Raw genomic sequence first — 16,943 nt, forward strand, 5'->3', positions numbered from 1 at the left:
AATGAACATACCCAAACTCGTCGCATTGTGTCCGTTTAGGGGCTGCAAATATAAAACCCTTTTACTTACAACCAAATACTTTTTAACCTTTTATTGAAGAAATTTTTAATGAACTATATTTCAACATATTACATCAAGTTTAATTTTATTAAAAACTTCACTTTGTCCTTTATATATATAGGTATATCTTTGTGGGCTAAATTCATATAAATAAATAATGATTAAAATTACTCTACCTGATGGTTCGGTTAGATCTTTTGATAAAGATGTAACTCCTTATGAAGTGGCTGTAGATATTAGCGAAGGTTTTGCGCGTAATGTTATTTCAGCAAAATTCAATAATAATATTGTTGAAACCACCACTCCATTAACCACTGATGGTAGTCTTACTCTATATACATGGAGAGATGATGAAGGCAAGAAAGCTTTTTGGCATTCATCAGCCCATGTTTTGGCACAAGCGCTAGAAGAACTTTACCCTAATGTAAAACTTTGGGTTGGGCCAGCTATTGACAATGGATTTTATTACGATGTAGATCTAGGTGAGGATTCAATTTCAGAAAAAGATTTTAAGAGCATTGAAAATAAAATAATAGAAATAGCTCGCGGTAAACATGATTTTAAAATGCGTAACGTTTCTAAAGCTGAAGCTATTTCTTATTATAAAGGTAAAAATGAATATAAAGTTGATTTAATCGAAAACCTTGAAGACGGCTCTATAAGTTTCTGTGATCACTCTAGTTTTACAGATTTGTGTCGTGGTGGACATATTCCCAATACTGGTATCATTAAGGCTGTGAAAATATTAAGTGTTGCTGGTGCTTATTATAAAGGTGATGAAAACGAAAAACAATTAACTAGAGTTTATGGTATTTCGTTTCCAAAACAAAAAGAATTAACCGAATACCTTCACTTATTAGAAGAAGCAAAGAAAAGAGATCATAGAAAACTTGGAAAAGAACTAGAACTTTTCACTTTTTCTCAAAAAGTCGGTCAAGGTCTTCCACTATGGCTTCCTAAGGGTGCTGCTTTACGTGAAAGATTAGAAAACTTTCTAAAGGCTGCTCAGAAAAAAGCTGGTTATGAAATGGTCGTTACACCTCATATTGGCAATAAAGACTTATACGTAACTTCAGGTCATTTTGCTAAATATGGCGAAGATAGTTTTCAGCCCATAAACACTCCTGCTGAAGGTGAAGAATTTCTATTAAAACCAATGAATTGCCCACATCATTGTGAGATTTATAATAATAGACCTTATTCATATAAGGAATTACCTAAAAGATTCGCTGAATTTGGCACAGTATATAGATATGAACAAAGTGGTGAGCTTCATGGTTTAACTCGTGTAAGAGGATTTACCCAAGATGATGCACATATTTTTTGTACGCCAGATCAACTAGATGCTGAATTTAAAGAAGTTATAGATTTGGTTCTATATGTATTTGGCTCTTTGGGATTTGAAAACTTTACTGCTCAAGTATCATTAAGGGATCCTGAGAAACCTGAAAAATACATTGGTAGTGAAGAAAACTGGGAAAAAGCTGAACAAGCCATCTTAAATGCGGCTAAGGACAAAGGCCTAAATTATGTAGTAGAAACAGGTGAGGCTGCCTTTTATGGTCCAAAACTAGACTTTATGGTTAAAGATGCATTAGGTCGTCAATGGCAACTGGGTACTATACAAGTGGATTATAACCTCCCCGAGCGTTTTGACTTAACGTATAAGGGTAGCGATAACGAGCTACATAGACCAGTAATGATACATAGAGCGCCATTTGGTAGTATGGAAAGATTTGTCGCTATTTTGCTAGAACATACAGGTGGAAATTTCCCTCTTTGGCTTATGCCAGAGCAGGTTATGATACTGTCTGTAAGCGAGAAATATGAAAAATACGCCGAAAAAGTTTTAAATTTGCTAGAAAATAACGAAATTCGCGCCCTCGTAGACAATAGAAATGAAACTGTAGGAAAGAAAATTAGAGAAGCAGAAATGCAAAAATTTCCTTACATTATAGTTGTTGGCGAGCAAGAACAAAATGATAATACTATTACTGTTAGACAACATGGAGGGGAAGATCTTGGCACAATAAGTGTTAGTGAATTTTCCGAAATGATTAATAAGAAAATAAAGGAAAGCCTAAAAAGCTTTTAAATAATAAAGTTTAATTAAAAAATATAAGCCATAGCAATACGTAGAAACAGAAGGAGTTACAACAGACGAGAAGCCCAAGAGGACAAACATCGTATAAATTCTAAAATTAGAACCGAAGAAGTTCGAGTTGTAGGAGAAAATGTCGAAGTAGGCATTTACCCTATCAAAAAAGCATTATCCATGGCTGACGAACAAGGATTAGATCTTGTTGAGATTTCGCCAAATGCAAATCCTCCTGTTTGTAAGATTATGGATTATAAAAAGTTTCTTTACGAACAAAAGAAACGTGAAAAGGCTTTAAAAGCAAAAGCTTCTAAAGTTGTTGTAAAAGAAATTCGTTTTGGTCCTCAAACAGATGATCATGATTATGAATTTAAAAAGAAGCATGCTATAAAGTTCTTACAAGATGGAGCAAAGCTAAAAGCCTTTGTATTCTTTAAAGGACGATCAATAGTATTTAAGGAGCAAGGACAAATCTTATTATTAAGATTAGCGCAGGATCTTGAAGAGTATGGTAAAGTAGAGCAAATGCCTAAACTTGAAGGTAAGCGGATGATTATGTTCATTGCACCCAAAAAAGTAAAATAAAATACAACCTTAGCAATAGCTTTGGTGGATAAAATAAGCGAAACGTAAAATTAAAACTAGGACAAAATGCCTAAAATGAAAACAAAATCGAGTGCTAAGAAACGTTTCAAACTAACTGGCACTGGTAAGATTAAAAGAAAGCACGCTTTTAAGAGTCACATCTTAACAAAGAAGTCTAAAAAGCGTAAGCTTGCGTTAACTCATGATACAGTAGTACATAAGGCTGACGAAGATAATATTAAAACAATGTTACGTTTAAAGTAACAACGTTTTAATCGGTTAAAACAATTTATAAACCCTGGAGTTAGGCAAAATTATTTAGCAAGTACCACTATTTGGTCGCCTACTACAAAAAACAATTAAAAGAAATGCCAAGATCAGTAAATTCAGTTGCAAAGAGAGCTAGAAGAAAAAAGGTTCTTAAGCAAGCAAAAGGATACTGGGGAAGACGTAAAAACGTCTGGACAGTAGCAAAAAATGCGGTTGACAAAGCGATGCAATATTCGTATAGAGACCGTAGAAACAAAAAAAGAACATTCCGCGCGTTATGGATTATGCGTATTAATGCAGGTGCAAGACAACACGGAATGAGCTATTCTAAGTTTATGGGTAAACTTAAAGCTAACAATATCGAATTGAACCGTAAGGTTCTTGCAGATTTAGCGATGAACCACCCAGATGCTTTTGAAGCAATAGTAAACAAAGTAAAGTAAGGCTTTTAGCCAAATTAATAACAACATTTCGCTTAAAAAAATCCGACTCTCACGAGTCGGATTTTTTGTTTGTCTATTATTCTAATTTCCAAAGGCGGTTATTACCAATTCCCTTCCTGAAGCATAATCTCTATGTTCACAAAGGTAAATGCCTTGCCAAATGCCCATGTTTAGTTTACCATTGGTAATTGGTATTTGTACTGAATTTCCCATCAAAGATGCTTTTATGTGTGCTGGCATATCGTCTGGTCCTTCAAAGGTGTGTTTATAATACGGCTGATTTTCGGGTACCATTTTATTAATATGGCTTTCAAAATCTAATCTTACTGTTTTGTCTGCATTTTCATTAATGGTTAAACTTGCGGAAGTATGCTTAATAAAAACTTGTAGTTGTCCTATTCTTATCTCTTCTATTTCAGGAATTACATTTATTACTTTCGAAGTAATGAGATGAAACCCTCTTGGGTAGGCTTCTAGTCTGATTTCTTTTTGAAAGAATTTCATTGGATTTTATTTTGAACCATTTGAAATTTCGTCAATTGCAAACTTGAATTCTGTCCAATCTATCAACTCATCTCCATCTTTATCATAACCCTCAATGAGCTTTGATGACACAATTCCTCTTAGAAAACCACTTATCTCTGCTTGCTTCAACAATGTTTTAATCTCATTTTTTGACAATTTTCCATCTCCATCTTCATCAAAAAAAGCAAATGCTTCTTCTGGTGTTTTAAAGTGATTTGTTATTAGAATCTGAATCTTATTAAGTATTTGTTCTTTTGTAGACATTTTAAATCTTTTTGAAAATTGATTATCGTTAACTTGGATTAATAAATAAATTAGAATTACGTCTTCTGCTTCTTCTTCTTAGCAGCAGGAAAAAGTACATTATTTAATATCAACCTATAACCAGGTGATGTTGGGTGTAAATCGAGTTCTGTTTTAGGGTCTCCTACTCTATGGGTATAATCTTCTGGGTCGTGGCCTCCGTAGAATGTAAAAAATCCTTTACCCTTAATTCCGTGAATGTATTTTGCTTCACCATTAGTTCTATTTTCTCCCATCACTAATACGTTAGATTTTATTTCATCTCTTGTAAAAGATGTCGTTTGTCCCATAAAACCTTTTACTAAAGATGTGTGATTTTGTGTTAGCATCGTAGGAATAGGATCCCATTTTGCTGAATATTCCATTAACGAAAAATAATCAGTTTTAAAAGGTATTTGACGTTTTGATGTCATATCTATGGAAGAAAACTCATAAACGTTAGGACTTCTTTCTAGCACATAGTCCTTAAACGCAAAGGTTTTTGAGTAATCTATTTTATTCTGATATCCTGGATCGCTTCCATCGCCATCAAACATAGGTTCGCAAATATCTACACCTTCTGCTGACAAAGCTATATCAAAGCTATCGGTTGCAGAACACATTGCAAACATAAAACCTCCGCCTACAACGTAATCTCTAATCTTTAAGGCAACGGCTAATTTTGCTTCTGACACCTTATCATAACCTAGTTTTTCTGCTAACTCTTCGGCATTTCTCTTTTCTTCAATATACCAAGCTGCAGAACGGTAGGTTCTGTAAAATTTCCCATACTGACCTGTAAAATCTTCGTGATGTAAGTGCAGCCAATCATACAATAACAATTCGTCATTCAAAACTTCTTCATCGTAAATAGTTTCATAAGGAATTTCAGCATAGGTTAAGACCATAGTTACCGCATCATCCCAAGGTTGCTTTCCATAAGGTGTATAGACTGCAATCTTCGGTGCCTTTTCTAACACAACAGCTTCTTGATTTACTGCAGGACTTGCTATTTCATCCAAGATTTCTTTTGCTTTGGTGTCTGAAATCACTTCAAAAGATACACCTCTTATCTGACATTCGCGCTGAATGATTTCTGCATCAGGTAACAAAAATGAACCTCCTCTATAGTTCAAAAGCCAATTTACTTTGAGTTCGCGCTCCAACGTCCAATAGGTAACTCCATAAGCTTTGAGATGATTTTCTTGAGACTCGGCATCCATTGGAATTAATATATATGAAGCGTATGCATTAACACTGAGAAACAGTGCAATTAATATGAAAGTTAATTTTTTCAAGTTCATAGATTTAAAACGAAATATAACCAATTTTTAGTCTTTCTAGTCTTATTTTATCATTCTTTTAAGAGCTAAATTGTGTACTCCATCAGACGATTATAGTGAGGTAAACATTGGTCTAAGAGCGCATTTAGATGTGTTGGAAAAGCTTCTGTTTTGGGTTTATATTTTTGAAATCCACTCGATTTATGAACGTTTTGATACCAATAATCTGCCCAAACACCATCTTCTTCTCGTTTTTGTGGTTTCCAGGATAACATTGATTTTTCGAATGGAATGTCTGCAAATTCGCATAACTTCCTTAGTGTATCTTCAGGATTTTGAAGGACCTGTTTAGAATTTATAACCTTGAAAGGAATGTTTTGACTTTCAAAATAATTTAAAAGATTTATATGAAGTTGATAACCTACATCATCAATTGTAGGATTATGAATCACTTTATCAAAGGATGGTAACATATCTACAGGATCTCTGGTTAAAATAATATTGATGGTATCTTTCATAAAAGAACGATCTATATCTAAAAGATGATGCGTCATTTGTTTGAAAAATAAGACTGGCTTTTCAGTATTATTCAACATCATTTCTACCACCTTTTCTCCATCAGATTCCATTGTATTTATAATCTCGTCTGCACCTGGATGGTAAGTATTTGCTTCAGGATGATGCTTTAAATAGTAAGCATAAAGTGGTTCATCAAACACTTTTGTATCCTTACGTTGTGCAAAAGAATACATCAGTGCCGTGGATATATTTCTTGGTCCAGACCACAGACATATACGCTTTATATTATCCATTGGCTACTGTTTTTTGGATTAACTTTTCATACAAATCGCTAAGTTTTCTAGTCATTTTTCCATACTTACCCTCTCCTATTTGTCGACCATCGATTTTTGTAACAGGCGTTAAACCGCCGAAAGTTCCTGTAACAAAAGCCTCGTCTGCTCCATAAACATCAAACAAAGAAAAATCTTTTTCAAAGCAAGGTATATTATTGGCATTGCAAACGTCTATAACCTTAGCTCTGGTAATGCCATTCATACAATACTTGCTTGTAGATGTCCATACTTCGCCATTTTTAATCATAAAAAAATTAGTAGCATTACAAGTGGCTACAAATCCATTAATATCTAGCATTAAAGCTTCATCAGCACCTGCTTCAATCGCCTGAATGAGTGCCTGAACTTCGTGAAGCTTACTATGGCAATTTAACCTTGGGTCTAGATAATCTGGCGAACCTCTTCTAATGGTACTTGTAAATAAAGTAATTCCTTTCTCTTTAGATACTTTTGAAGCTTTTTTATACTCAGGAATAATCACCACATTTGGTCCAGAAATAGTTAATCTTGGATCTTGAGATGGTGTTTTTTTAATGCCACGCGTTACCATAATCCTAACGTGCACGTCATCTTTCATACTATTAGCATTAAGTGTGTCCCAAACTTTTTGGGTTAACTCTTTTTTAGTAAATGGTAATACCATACCAACCGTTTTTGCAGATTGCCACAAACGATTAAAATGATCTTCAATAAATACCAGAACGCCGTCGTGTAAGCGTAAAGCTTCCCACACACCATCACCTACTAAATAACCACTATCAAAAACAGAAATTTTAGCTTCGTTTCTCGGGAAGAGCTCTTCATTAATGGAAATAAGTATAGTATCATTTCTAGAATCTTCTTGTGCATTGTGCGTACCGTGAACCATAATTTTTAGTTTATGGTATGAAGATACTTAAAAATTACAACGCTAAAAACGCTTAAAAACCTTAATCTAATTTTGTCTCATTGCCAGAAAGAAGACTCGCAATGACCTTAGTACTAGGGAATTGTTCTAAGATAATCTTTATAAAAACAGTTATAGGAATAGCCATTATAAGCCCTGGAATTCCCCAAAGAAATCCCCAAAACATCAACATAACTAAAACTGCAATGATATTTATTGAAAAAGATTTTCCCATAAAAATTGGTTCTAAAATGGCACCAAAAACAACTTGAACCATTGTAATGGAAACTATAAAAAAGAGTAATGTACTTGTTGGTTCTAATTCTACAAATGCGAAAATTGAAAGCAGAATTACTGAAATAAAAGAACCTACCATTTGTACAAAGTTTATGGCAAAGGCAAACAAGCCCCAAAAAATTGGAAAACTCACATCAAAAAACACACACATTAAGCCAGTAAACAATCCTGTTAAGGCACTAACCAAAAATTTCACTTTTATAAATTTAATCAAGTCCTTTTCAATCTTCATAAAAGCTTTTACAGAAGTGTGTTTTTGTTTTAACAATGTGTTATTAAGCAGATTATGCACATTGATAGACTCACCTAACCAAAGTACAACAAAGAACGCTGTCATTAATAATGTGGTAAAAAAGGTTCGTAAAAAACCGAATGTAGAGCCTAAATTTTCTTTTTCAAAAAACTGTGCTAGTATATTTTTATCTTGTTCAAATTCAATGCCGAAACTATTAGATAAATAGACTTTTAAATCTGCAATCTTCTCTTCAGCCTTTGGAAAAAAATCTGATTTAGTTGCCAAAATTTCCTTACTAGATAACTGTATCAATTCTACACCCAAATAGACACAGGCAGATACCAAAAGCAGAACAACTATTATGCTTAAAAATTTTGGAACTTTTCTTCTTCCTAATTGACGCATTAGCGGTAAAAATAATAACGCAATGAACATCGAAAATATCAATGGAATAAATATAAAAGAAAGCACTTTAAGCAAATAAAATACTAATGGTATAACGATGATTAACAACAGAATATTAGTTGTACGTCTTTGATCTAACATGAGGCAATTTCTTCTTAAATAGCGAAGCGTAAATATAGGTTAAAAAAGAGGCTTAATACTTATAAAATGATGTTAAAAAGGAACTCCATCATCTTCTGGATCATCAAACGCATCACTTGCAGATGGAAAACTATCTGGCTTAAAGGTATCGTCATTAGCAGCCGCATTTAACTTAGATTGAAACTCGAAAGGTGTATCAAAATCATCCAAGTTATCAAACTTACCAAGATGACCAATAAACTTAAGTCTTATATTTTCTAAACCACCATTTCTGTGCTTAGCTACAATAAATTCTCCCTGACCCTCAGTTGGCGAGCGCTCTTCATCATCCCACTCATCAATTTTATAATATTCTGGTCTGTAGATAAACGATACAATATCTGCGTCTTGCTCAATTGCTCCAGATTCACGTAAATCTGATAATAAAGGTCTTTTACTTCCACCACGTGTCTCAACAGCACGCGATAACTGAGACAATGCAATTACAGGAACATTAAGTTCTTTTGCCAATGCTTTGAGGTTACGAGAAATCATCGAAATTTCTTGCTCACGATTACCTCCTTTTTGACTACCACCAGCTGTCATTAACTGCAGATAATCTATCATTATCATTTTAATACCGTACTGCGATGCTAGACGACGTGCCTTTGCTCTTAAATCGAAGATTGATAAAGAAGGTGTGTCATCTATATATAATGGTGCCTTTTCTAAGGTTTTTACTTTAACGTTTAGTTGTTCCCATTCGTGTTTTTCTAACTTACCTGTTCTCAATTTTTCTGAAGACAATCCGGTTTCACTAGATATTAAACGTGTGATTAACTGCACAGAAGACATCTCTAAAGAAAAGAAAGCTACAGGTGTATTAAAATCTACTGCTATATTACGCGCCATGGTCAGCGTTAAGGCCGTTTTTCCCATACCAGGACGAGCAGCAACAATAATTAAATCACTTGGTTGCCAACCTGAAGTTAATTTATCTAACTTATCAAAACCAGTAGGTATTCCACTTAAACCTTCCTTGTTTGATATCTCCTCAATCTTCTTTTTTGCTTGAATTACTAAGCTCTGTGCTGTCTCTGTCGACTTTTTAACGTTACCTTGAGTAACTTCATAGAGTTTAGCTTCTGCATTATCCAAAAGGTCAAAAACATCTTTAGTTTCGTCATAGGCTTCTTCAATAATTTCGTTAGAAATCTTGATTAAACTACGTTGAATATATTTTTGAAGTATGATACGTGCATGAAACTCAATATGTGCAGATGATGACACACGTTGGGTTAATGAAATGAGGTAAAAATCGCCACCGACCAAATCTAATTTTTCATCTTTCTTTAACTGAGACGAAACGGTTAATAAGTCAATAGGCTCACTGTTTTCAAATAATTTGAAAATAGCTTCGAAGATATATTTATGAGCATCTTTATAAAAAGCATCTGGACTTAAAATATCAATAACCTCATCAACACCTTTTTTGTCAATCATCATTGCACCAAGCACAACTTCCTCTAAATCAATTGCTTGAGGTGGTATTTTACCTTTCTCTAAGCTTATGATTGTGCTTTTATCGACTTTGTAACCTTGTATTGGGTTGGGTTGTTTCATAAGTAACAAAAGTAGTTAAATAGTGCTGACGAACTATGACTAATGTCAGCTTCAATCTTAACAGTTCTTCAACAATTTAACTGTTAATAACTTGATTATATTGTTAATAGCGCCAAAAAAAACCGAAGATTCAACTTCAGTTTTTTTTAGTTGCTTATGTTTGTTGGTATTAGTCTTTATAGACTCCCATTTCATCGTATTTTGCCATACGTTGTTTTACTAATTCTTTTGGTGATAAGTTTTTAAGTTCATCATAAGACTTTACAATAGCATCTCTCACTGCAAAGAATGTTTTTTCTCTATCTGTATGTGCTCCACCAAGTGGTTCTTTAATAATTTGGTCTACAAGTTTCATACGCTTCATATCCTTAGCAGTTAGCTTTAAGGCTTCAGCTGCCTGTTCTTTATACTCCCAACTTCTCCATAAAATTGAAGAACACGATTCTGGTGAAATTACAGAGTACCAAGTATTTTCTAGCATCATTACCTTATCACCTACTCCAATTCCTAAAGCTCCACCAGAAGCTCCTTCACCTATAATAATTGTTATAATAGGGACTTTTAAACGAGACATTTCTAATATGTTTCTTGCGATAGCTTCACCTTGCCCTCTTTCTTCAGCTTCTAAACCTGGATAAGCACCAGGAGTATCTATTAAGGTAACCACAGGAATTCCGAACTTTTCAGCAGATTTCATAAGACGTAGCGCCTTACGATAACCTTCTGGATTAGACATTCCGAAGTTTCTATATTGTCTGGTTTTGGTATTGTAACCTTTTTGTTGACCTATAAACATATAGGTTTGGTCACCTATCTTACCCAAACCACCAATCATGGCCTTATCATCCTTAACATTTCTATCACCATGTAATTCTAAAAAAGAATCTCCACAAAGCGCTTTGATATGATCTAAAGTGTAAGGTCGGTTTGGGTGACGAGACAACTGAACACGTTGCCAGGCCGATAGATTTTTATAGATTTCTTTTTTGGTTTCAGCGAGTTTTTTTTCAATCTGCTTACAGGTTTCTGTAACATCTACATCGCTCTCTTTCCCGATAATTTGACATTTATCAAGTTGCTCTTCTAGTTCTTTTATGGGTAATTCAAACTCTAAATATTCCATACAATTTGAAGTTAGATTTTAGTTAGTTAAGTTTACAAATATACAAACTTCAATTGTTAACAGGCATCTTTTTTCGTTTTCGAGCTTTAATGTTTTTTAATATAGCATCTAAGAGTACTGTTACTATTATTAGAGCGGCACCAAGATAAAACTGAGACGACATCTGTTCGGTTTCAGGAAAAAGAAATAGTGCTAATAATATGCCATAAATCGGCTCTAAGTTATACGTTAATATTACAGTAAAAGGGCTAATGTACCTCATTACTTCTACAGCTCCAATAAATGCATATGCTGTACAAACTGAAGCGAGAATAAAAATATAAATCCAGTCCATTTTAGAAAGTGTGAAAAAACTCTCATTAAAATGAATGCCAGAAAAATGTATAAATAGACTCAAAAACAAAACACCACTTATAAACTCATAAAATGAGATAACCGTTGCGTTGTATCTCTCTATAAAGCGTCCATTAACAACAGCAAACAAAGTCGAAAAAAGTGCAGATAGTAAACCTAATATAATACCGTTGATATATTTTAGTTCGCTACTAGTAATTAAAAACACACCTAGAACTACTATCAATCCAAAACCTATTTCATAAACTAAAATGCGTCTTTTAAAAAAAATAGGTTCTATGAAAGAAGCGAAAAAAGCACCTGAAGAAAACATAGCCAATGCAATTGAGATATTTGATTGCTTTATAGATTCAAAAAAAGTAATCCAATGTAACGCTATAATGACTCCAGCTACAGAAAATTTAAGAATGGTTTTTCTACTTACCCTTATATTAAGTTTTATGATTTTTATATAGATAAACATTAGTACAGTAGCAATTGCCATTCTGTACCACACAATTGCGGTTGCACCTGTGGATATTTCTTTACCAAGTATTGCTGTAAAACCAGCTATAAAAACCAGAAAATGTAAATGAAGATAATCCTTTAATCTAGCGTTTGGCATTCTGCAGAAGGTATACAGCTAAAATACCAAATATAAAGTTAGGAAACCACACAGCTATTACAGGTGAAAAATGTGATTGCTCAGCCATAACACCAAAAATCTTATCAAAAAAAACATAAATCATTGCAATAGCAATACCAAAAGCTAGGTTAACTCCCATACCACCTCTACGTTTTACTGATGATACAGCAACTGCTATAATTGTTAATATGAAAATTGAAACAGGTAAACTCCATTTTTTTAATTTAACCACTTCATATCTACCTATATTTTTTGATCCTTTCTTTTTTTCTGACTCGATAAATCTTAGAAGTTCTCCATAAGATTTTGTTTCGGCTGCATACTCTAAAGGAGTTAAATCTTCAAGTTCAAAAGAAAAAACGGTGTCCTTTCTCCTTACTTTTTCTATAGTTTCAATACCGTTTTCAAAAGTTCGTTTTATATAGGTTGTTAATCTATAACTACTATCCTTCTCGATAAATCTGATATTATCAGCAAAGATTTTATACTTTAATTCATTGCCCTCAAAATGCTCATAGGTAAAGTTACTTCCTGTCTTACTCTTTGGCGAAAAACTACTAACATAAATGTAATCGTTATCACTAATTTGCTGATATACGTCTCTTGTTTCTTGTATTTTTTTATGCTTTTTAAGGTATTTATACTTAAACTCGTTAAATCCTTGGCTGGCAATTGGTGCCAAATACATCCCTAAAAACAATGCTACACCTGAAACAATAGTGGCACCTATTAAATACGGTCTTAAAAATCTAGAAAATGAAACACCAGAACTAAGAAAGGCAACTATCTCTGTATTATTAGCCAACTTGGAAGTAAACCAAATAACAGACAAAAAAAGAAAAAGAGGAAATAACAAATTCGCAAAATAAACCGTAAAATCTACGTAGTACGCTGTAACTTCACCAAACGGTGCTTTGTTTTCCAAAATTTTACCAACCTTTTCTGCTAAATCTACTGTAATACCAATAGGGATAAACAGTAACAACATCATTAAAAATGTTAACAAATAACGCTTTAGTATGTACCAATCTAGGATTTTCACTTACTATAATCTTTTATCCATTTGTTTAACCATTTTTCCTTTCCATGCTTTAAAATCACCCTCTATAATATGCTTTCTTGCTTCTCTTACCAACCATAAATAAAAGCCTAAATTATGAATAGTAGCTATTTGCTTTCCTAATAATTCATTTACAGAGAATAAATGTTTTAGATATGCCTTACTGTACTCAGTATCTACGAAGGTAATTCCCATTTCATCAATTGGCGAAAAATCCTCAGCCCATTTTTTATTTTTAATATTAATTGTACCATGTGCAGTAAATAGCATACCATTTCTGGCATTTCTTGTAGGCATTACACAATCAAACATATCTACACCTAACGCAATATTTTCTAAAATATTGATTGGTGTACCAACTCCCATCAAATAACGAGGCTTATCCTCTGGTAAGATATCACAAACTACTTCGGTCATCGCATACATTTCTTCTGCCGGTTCACCTACCGATAAACCACCTATTGCATTTCCTTGTGCTCCAGCATTTGCAATATATTCTGCTGATTGAATTCTTAGATCTTTGTATGTACTTCCTTGCACTATTGGAAAAAATGTTTGCTCGTAGCCATACTTAAAAGGTACTTTATCCAGATGTGTTAGACATCGTTCTAACCAACGATGCGTCATATGCATAGATCGTTTAGCATAATTATAATCACATGGATAAGGTGTACATTCATCAAAAGCCATTATAATATCAGCACCTATAGATCGTTGAATCTCCATTACATTTTCTGGAGTAAATACATGGTAGCTACCATCAATATGGGATTTAAACTTTACACCTTCTTCTTTAATCTTTCTATTTGCAGATAAAGAATACACTTGGTAACCTCCGGAATCAGTTAAAATATTTCTATCCCAATTCATAAACTTATGCAGTCCTCCTGCCTGTTCTAAAATAGGTGTTTTCGGTCGTAGGTATAAATGGTAGGTATTACCTAAAATTATATCTGGATTAATATCATTTTTTAATTCGCGCTGATGTACACCTTTAACTGTACCCACAGTTCCTACAGGCATAAATATTGGTGTTTCAATTGCTCCATGATCTGTTGTAATAACACCAGCTCTTGCCTTAGTTTCTTTATCTTTTGATAAGCGATTAAATTTCATAAATATAAGTCTGGTGGCAAATATAAATAACTCAAATACATTGGCATCTTAATTAAATTCAAAAATTGTTAGCAATTCATTAAAATCGTTAATAAGTGGCTCTATTCAACTTTTGAATGCGACTTGTAAAAAGTTATTTTTGCAGCATTAATTTAAGCTAAAAAATATGTCTAATATTCAACAATTAGAAGATTTAACTACTCAAGTTCGTAGAGATATTCTACGTATGGTACACAAGGTAAATTCTGGCCATCCAGGCGGATCATTAGGTTGCGCAGAATTTTTCGTATGCCTTTATAAAGAAATAATGGAAACCAAAGAAGATTTTGATATGGATGGCATTGGTGAAGATTTATTTTTCCTATCCAATGGTCATATCTCACCAGTTTATTACAGTGTACTTGCAAGAGCAGGATATTTTCCTATTGAAGAATTAAACACGTTTAGATTAATAGACTCCAGATTACAAGGTCACCCAACAACTCATGAAGGTTTACCAGGTATAAGAATTGCATCTGGTTCTTTGGGTCAAGGTATGTCTGTTGCTATTGGTGCTGCAGAAACAAAAAAATTAAACAACGACAACCATATTGTTTATAGTCTTCATGGCGATGGAGAATTACAAGAAGGACAAAACTGGGAAGCAATTATGTATGCTGCCGGAAACAAAGTAGATAATCTTATAGCAACTGTAGATCTTAATGGTCAACAAATTGATGGTTCTACAGATAATGTTTTACCAATGGGTAACATTAAAGCCAAATTTGAAGCTTTTGGTTGGGAGGTTGTAGAAATTGAAGATGGTAATAATATTGAAGCCATTTTAGAAGGTATGGCAACGGCCAAATCACTTTCTGGAAAAGGCAAACCTATTTGTGTTTTACTAAAAACAGTAATGGGTAATGGTGTAGACTTCATGATGCATACACATGCATGGCATGGCAAGGCACCAAATGACGAGCAATTAGCAAATGGATTAGCTCAAAACGCAGAAACTTTAGGAGACTATTAATCAGCAATCAAAACAAAGAATGAAAACATATACAAACACAGGAAATAAAGATACACGCTCTGGTTTTGGAGCTGGTTTAACAGAGTTAGGGCAAACAAATGAAAACGTTGTTGCACTTTGTGCTGATCTAACAGGATCTCTTAAAATGGATGAATTTAAAGCCAATCATCCAGAACGATTTTTTCAAGTAGGTATTGCAGAAGCTAATATGATTGGTATGGCTGCAGGTATGACAATTGGTGGTAAAATTCCGTTTACAGGCACCTTCGCTAACTTTTCTACTGGTAGAGTTTATGACCAAATTCGTCAAAGTGTTGCTTACTCTCATAAAAATGTAAAGATATGTGCTTCACATGCTGGTGTTACATTGGGTGAAGATGGAGCTACACATCAAATTCTAGAAGATATAGGATTAATGAAAATGTTACCAGGAATGACTGTAATTAACACTTGTGATTACAACCAGACTAAAGCAGCAACTCTGGCTATAGCAAAACATCATGGTCCTGTATATTTAAGATTTGGTCGTCCTAAAGTACCTAATTTTACACCAGAAAATGGTGAGTTTGAAATTGGGAAAGCTGTAAAACTTATCGACGGAAACGATGTTACCATAGTAGCAACAGGTCACCTGGTTTGGGAAGCTTTAGAAGCTGCAAAAGCACTCAATGAAAATGGTATTACTGCAGAAGTTATAAATATTCATACTATCAAACCATTAGACGATAAAGCTATTTTAGAATCCGTAGCTAAAACAGGTTGCATTGTTACTGCCGAAGAACACAACTACTTAGGTGGTCTTGGTGAAAGTGTTGCAAGAGTTCTAGCTCAACACAACCCTACTCCTCAAGAATTTGTTGCAACTAAAGATACCTTTGGTGAGTCCGGTACTCCTTCTCAACTTATGGATAAGTATGGATTAAATAGTTCTGCTATCCAAGAAGCAGTGAAAAAAGTCCTAAAAAGAAAATAACTTCATTTTGGCAACGTTTTTGATATTAGATACCTAATCTTAAAAACGAACATTATGAAAAATTTGAAAAAAACAGCATTTTTTGCTGTAGTTCTGGCATTTATTGGTTTTAGTGCTAATGCTCAAAAAGGAAGCGCCTTTGGATTTAAAGGTGGTTTAAATTATAGTGCCAACGGAGATTATTTTGAATCTATTGGTGATAATGCTAAAAATCCTGATCGAAATATTGGCTATCATATTGGGTTATTTGGTAAAATTGGAGACCAACTATACTTTAGACCAGAATTAGTTTATACAGCTACTAAAAGCGATTATGATAGTAATGCCTTCAATGTTAAAAAAATCGATGCACCACTTTTAGTTGGTATTAAAGTTTTAGGGCCAGTTAGTGTCTTTGGAGGCCCATCTTTACAATACATACTAGATACTGATTTTGAAGGTATTGATATTAACAATGTTGAAGATGACTTTTCTGTGGGTCTTAACTTTGGCATTGGACTCAATTTTAATAAAATTGGAATAGATCTCAGATACGAGCGTGGCTTTAATGATAATGAGGCTACATTCATTAATAATAACATTACAACAGATTTGAGCAGGATAGACACGAGACCAGATCAATTGATACTTAGTCTTTCAATAGCCATTTAAATAAGAAATTACTTTTACATCCAATTAAAAAAAGCCGCTAATTAGCGGCTTTTTGTTGTTTTA

Annotated in this window: 18 protein-coding genes; 7 read left to right on the forward strand and 11 right to left on the reverse strand. The window is 33.7% G+C overall.

Translation table 11 applies throughout. From position 1 onward, the window contains the following. Positions 1-217 precede the first annotated feature (217 nt). The 4 genes from thrS (at position 218) to rplT (ending at position 3,456) form a co-directional block, all read left to right on the forward strand. Positions 218-2,155 carry a threonine--tRNA ligase gene (gene thrS / locus ACXAFS_RS14415; RefSeq protein WP_475307830.1) on the forward strand — a complete coding sequence of 646 codons (1,938 nt, stop codon included), beginning with the start codon at positions 218-220 and terminating at the stop codon, positions 2,153-2,155. Positions 2,156-2,191: 36 nt separating this feature from the next. Continuing rightward, positions 2,192-2,743, forward strand: coding sequence for a translation initiation factor IF-3 (gene infC / locus ACXAFS_RS14420; protein ID WP_138434731.1), 552 nt, complete (start codon positions 2,192-2,194; stop codon positions 2,741-2,743). Positions 2,744-2,809: 66 nt separating this feature from the next. Further along, complete coding sequence (rpmI, locus tag ACXAFS_RS14425) at positions 2,810-3,007, forward strand: 50S ribosomal protein L35 (protein WP_431110892.1); 198 nt, start codon at positions 2,810-2,812, stop codon at positions 3,005-3,007. 104 nt (positions 3,008-3,111) lie between these two features. Next, positions 3,112-3,456, forward strand: coding sequence for a 50S ribosomal protein L20 (rplT, locus tag ACXAFS_RS14430; protein ID WP_475307832.1), 345 nt, complete (start codon positions 3,112-3,114; stop codon positions 3,454-3,456). Between the two features lie 81 nt (positions 3,457-3,537). Here rplT and ACXAFS_RS14435 read toward each other — a convergent pair whose 3' ends face one another. The 11 genes from ACXAFS_RS14435 to tgt all read right to left on the reverse strand — a co-directional run bounded on the left by ACXAFS_RS14435 (position 3,538) and on the right by tgt (position 14,244). After that, a complete protein-coding gene (locus ACXAFS_RS14435; RefSeq protein ID WP_475307833.1) occupies positions 3,538-3,960 on the reverse strand; it encodes a secondary thiamine-phosphate synthase enzyme YjbQ in 423 nt (140 codons plus the stop codon). A 6-nt stretch (positions 3,961-3,966) separates the two neighbouring features. Then, positions 3,967-4,245, reverse strand: coding sequence for an EF-hand domain-containing protein (locus ACXAFS_RS14440; protein ID WP_475307834.1), 279 nt, complete (start codon positions 4,243-4,245; stop codon positions 3,967-3,969). A gap of 56 nt (positions 4,246-4,301) precedes the next feature. Further along, positions 4,302-5,486: an asparagine synthetase B gene (locus ACXAFS_RS14445; RefSeq protein ID WP_475307950.1), complete on the reverse strand. Its 1,185-nt coding sequence runs from the start codon at positions 5,484-5,486 to the stop codon at positions 4,302-4,304. Positions 5,487-5,632: 146 nt separating this feature from the next. Beyond that, positions 5,633-6,358, reverse strand: a complete 726-nt coding sequence (locus ACXAFS_RS14450; RefSeq protein ID WP_475307836.1) for a sulfotransferase-like domain-containing protein — start codon at positions 6,356-6,358, stop codon at positions 5,633-5,635. Further along, complete coding sequence (locus ACXAFS_RS14455) at positions 6,351-7,268, reverse strand: aminotransferase class IV (RefSeq protein WP_475307837.1); 918 nt, start codon at positions 7,266-7,268, stop codon at positions 6,351-6,353. The genes ACXAFS_RS14450 and ACXAFS_RS14455 overlap by 8 nt, the downstream gene beginning before the upstream one ends. A 61-nt stretch (positions 7,269-7,329) precedes the next feature. Continuing rightward, a complete protein-coding gene (locus ACXAFS_RS14460; RefSeq protein WP_475307838.1) occupies positions 7,330-8,364 on the reverse strand; it encodes an AI-2E family transporter in 1,035 nt (344 codons plus the stop codon). 72 nt (positions 8,365-8,436) lie between these two features. Then, positions 8,437-9,966 (reverse strand): replicative DNA helicase, encoded by a 1,530-nt coding sequence (dnaB, locus tag ACXAFS_RS14465; RefSeq protein WP_475307840.1) that lies wholly within the window; start codon positions 9,964-9,966, stop codon positions 8,437-8,439. A 169-nt stretch (positions 9,967-10,135) separates the two neighbouring features. Continuing rightward, on the reverse strand, positions 10,136-11,089 hold the full coding sequence (locus tag ACXAFS_RS14470) for an acetyl-CoA carboxylase carboxyltransferase subunit alpha (RefSeq protein WP_475307841.1): 954 nt from the start codon (positions 11,087-11,089) through the stop codon (positions 10,136-10,138). A 49-nt stretch (positions 11,090-11,138) separates the two neighbouring features. Beyond that, a complete protein-coding gene (locus tag ACXAFS_RS14475) occupies positions 11,139-12,047 on the reverse strand; it encodes a DMT family transporter (protein WP_475307842.1) in 909 nt (302 codons plus the stop codon). Next, on the reverse strand, positions 12,034-13,110 hold the full coding sequence (locus tag ACXAFS_RS14480) for an LptF/LptG family permease (protein ID WP_475307844.1): 1,077 nt from the start codon (positions 13,108-13,110) through the stop codon (positions 12,034-12,036). The genes ACXAFS_RS14475 and ACXAFS_RS14480 overlap by 14 nt, the downstream gene beginning before the upstream one ends. A gap of 3 nt (positions 13,111-13,113) precedes the next feature. Then, entirely contained in the window at positions 13,114-14,244 is a 1,131-nt protein-coding gene (gene tgt / locus ACXAFS_RS14485; protein ID WP_475307846.1) for a tRNA guanosine(34) transglycosylase Tgt, read from the reverse strand. Between the two features lie 166 nt (positions 14,245-14,410). Here tgt and ACXAFS_RS14490 point away from each other — a divergent pair, with 166 nt between their 5' ends. From ACXAFS_RS14490 to ACXAFS_RS14500, 3 genes are all read left to right on the forward strand, one after another. Further along, positions 14,411-15,256 (forward strand): transketolase, encoded by an 846-nt coding sequence (locus ACXAFS_RS14490; RefSeq protein ID WP_475307848.1) that lies wholly within the window; start codon positions 14,411-14,413, stop codon positions 15,254-15,256. 19 nt (positions 15,257-15,275) lie between these two features. Then, positions 15,276-16,229 carry a transketolase family protein gene (locus tag ACXAFS_RS14495; RefSeq protein ID WP_475307849.1) on the forward strand — a complete coding sequence of 318 codons (954 nt, stop codon included), beginning with the start codon at positions 15,276-15,278 and terminating at the stop codon, positions 16,227-16,229. Positions 16,230-16,292: 63 nt separating this feature from the next. Then, the gene (locus ACXAFS_RS14500; protein WP_475307951.1) at positions 16,293-16,880 is read left to right on the forward strand and encodes an outer membrane beta-barrel protein; all 588 of its coding nucleotides are present in this window, start codon (positions 16,293-16,295) and stop codon (positions 16,878-16,880) included. Positions 16,881-16,943: the final 63 nt, after the last annotated feature.

The sequence above is a fragment of the Winogradskyella sp. ABM4_392 genome (assembly GCF_056160445.1).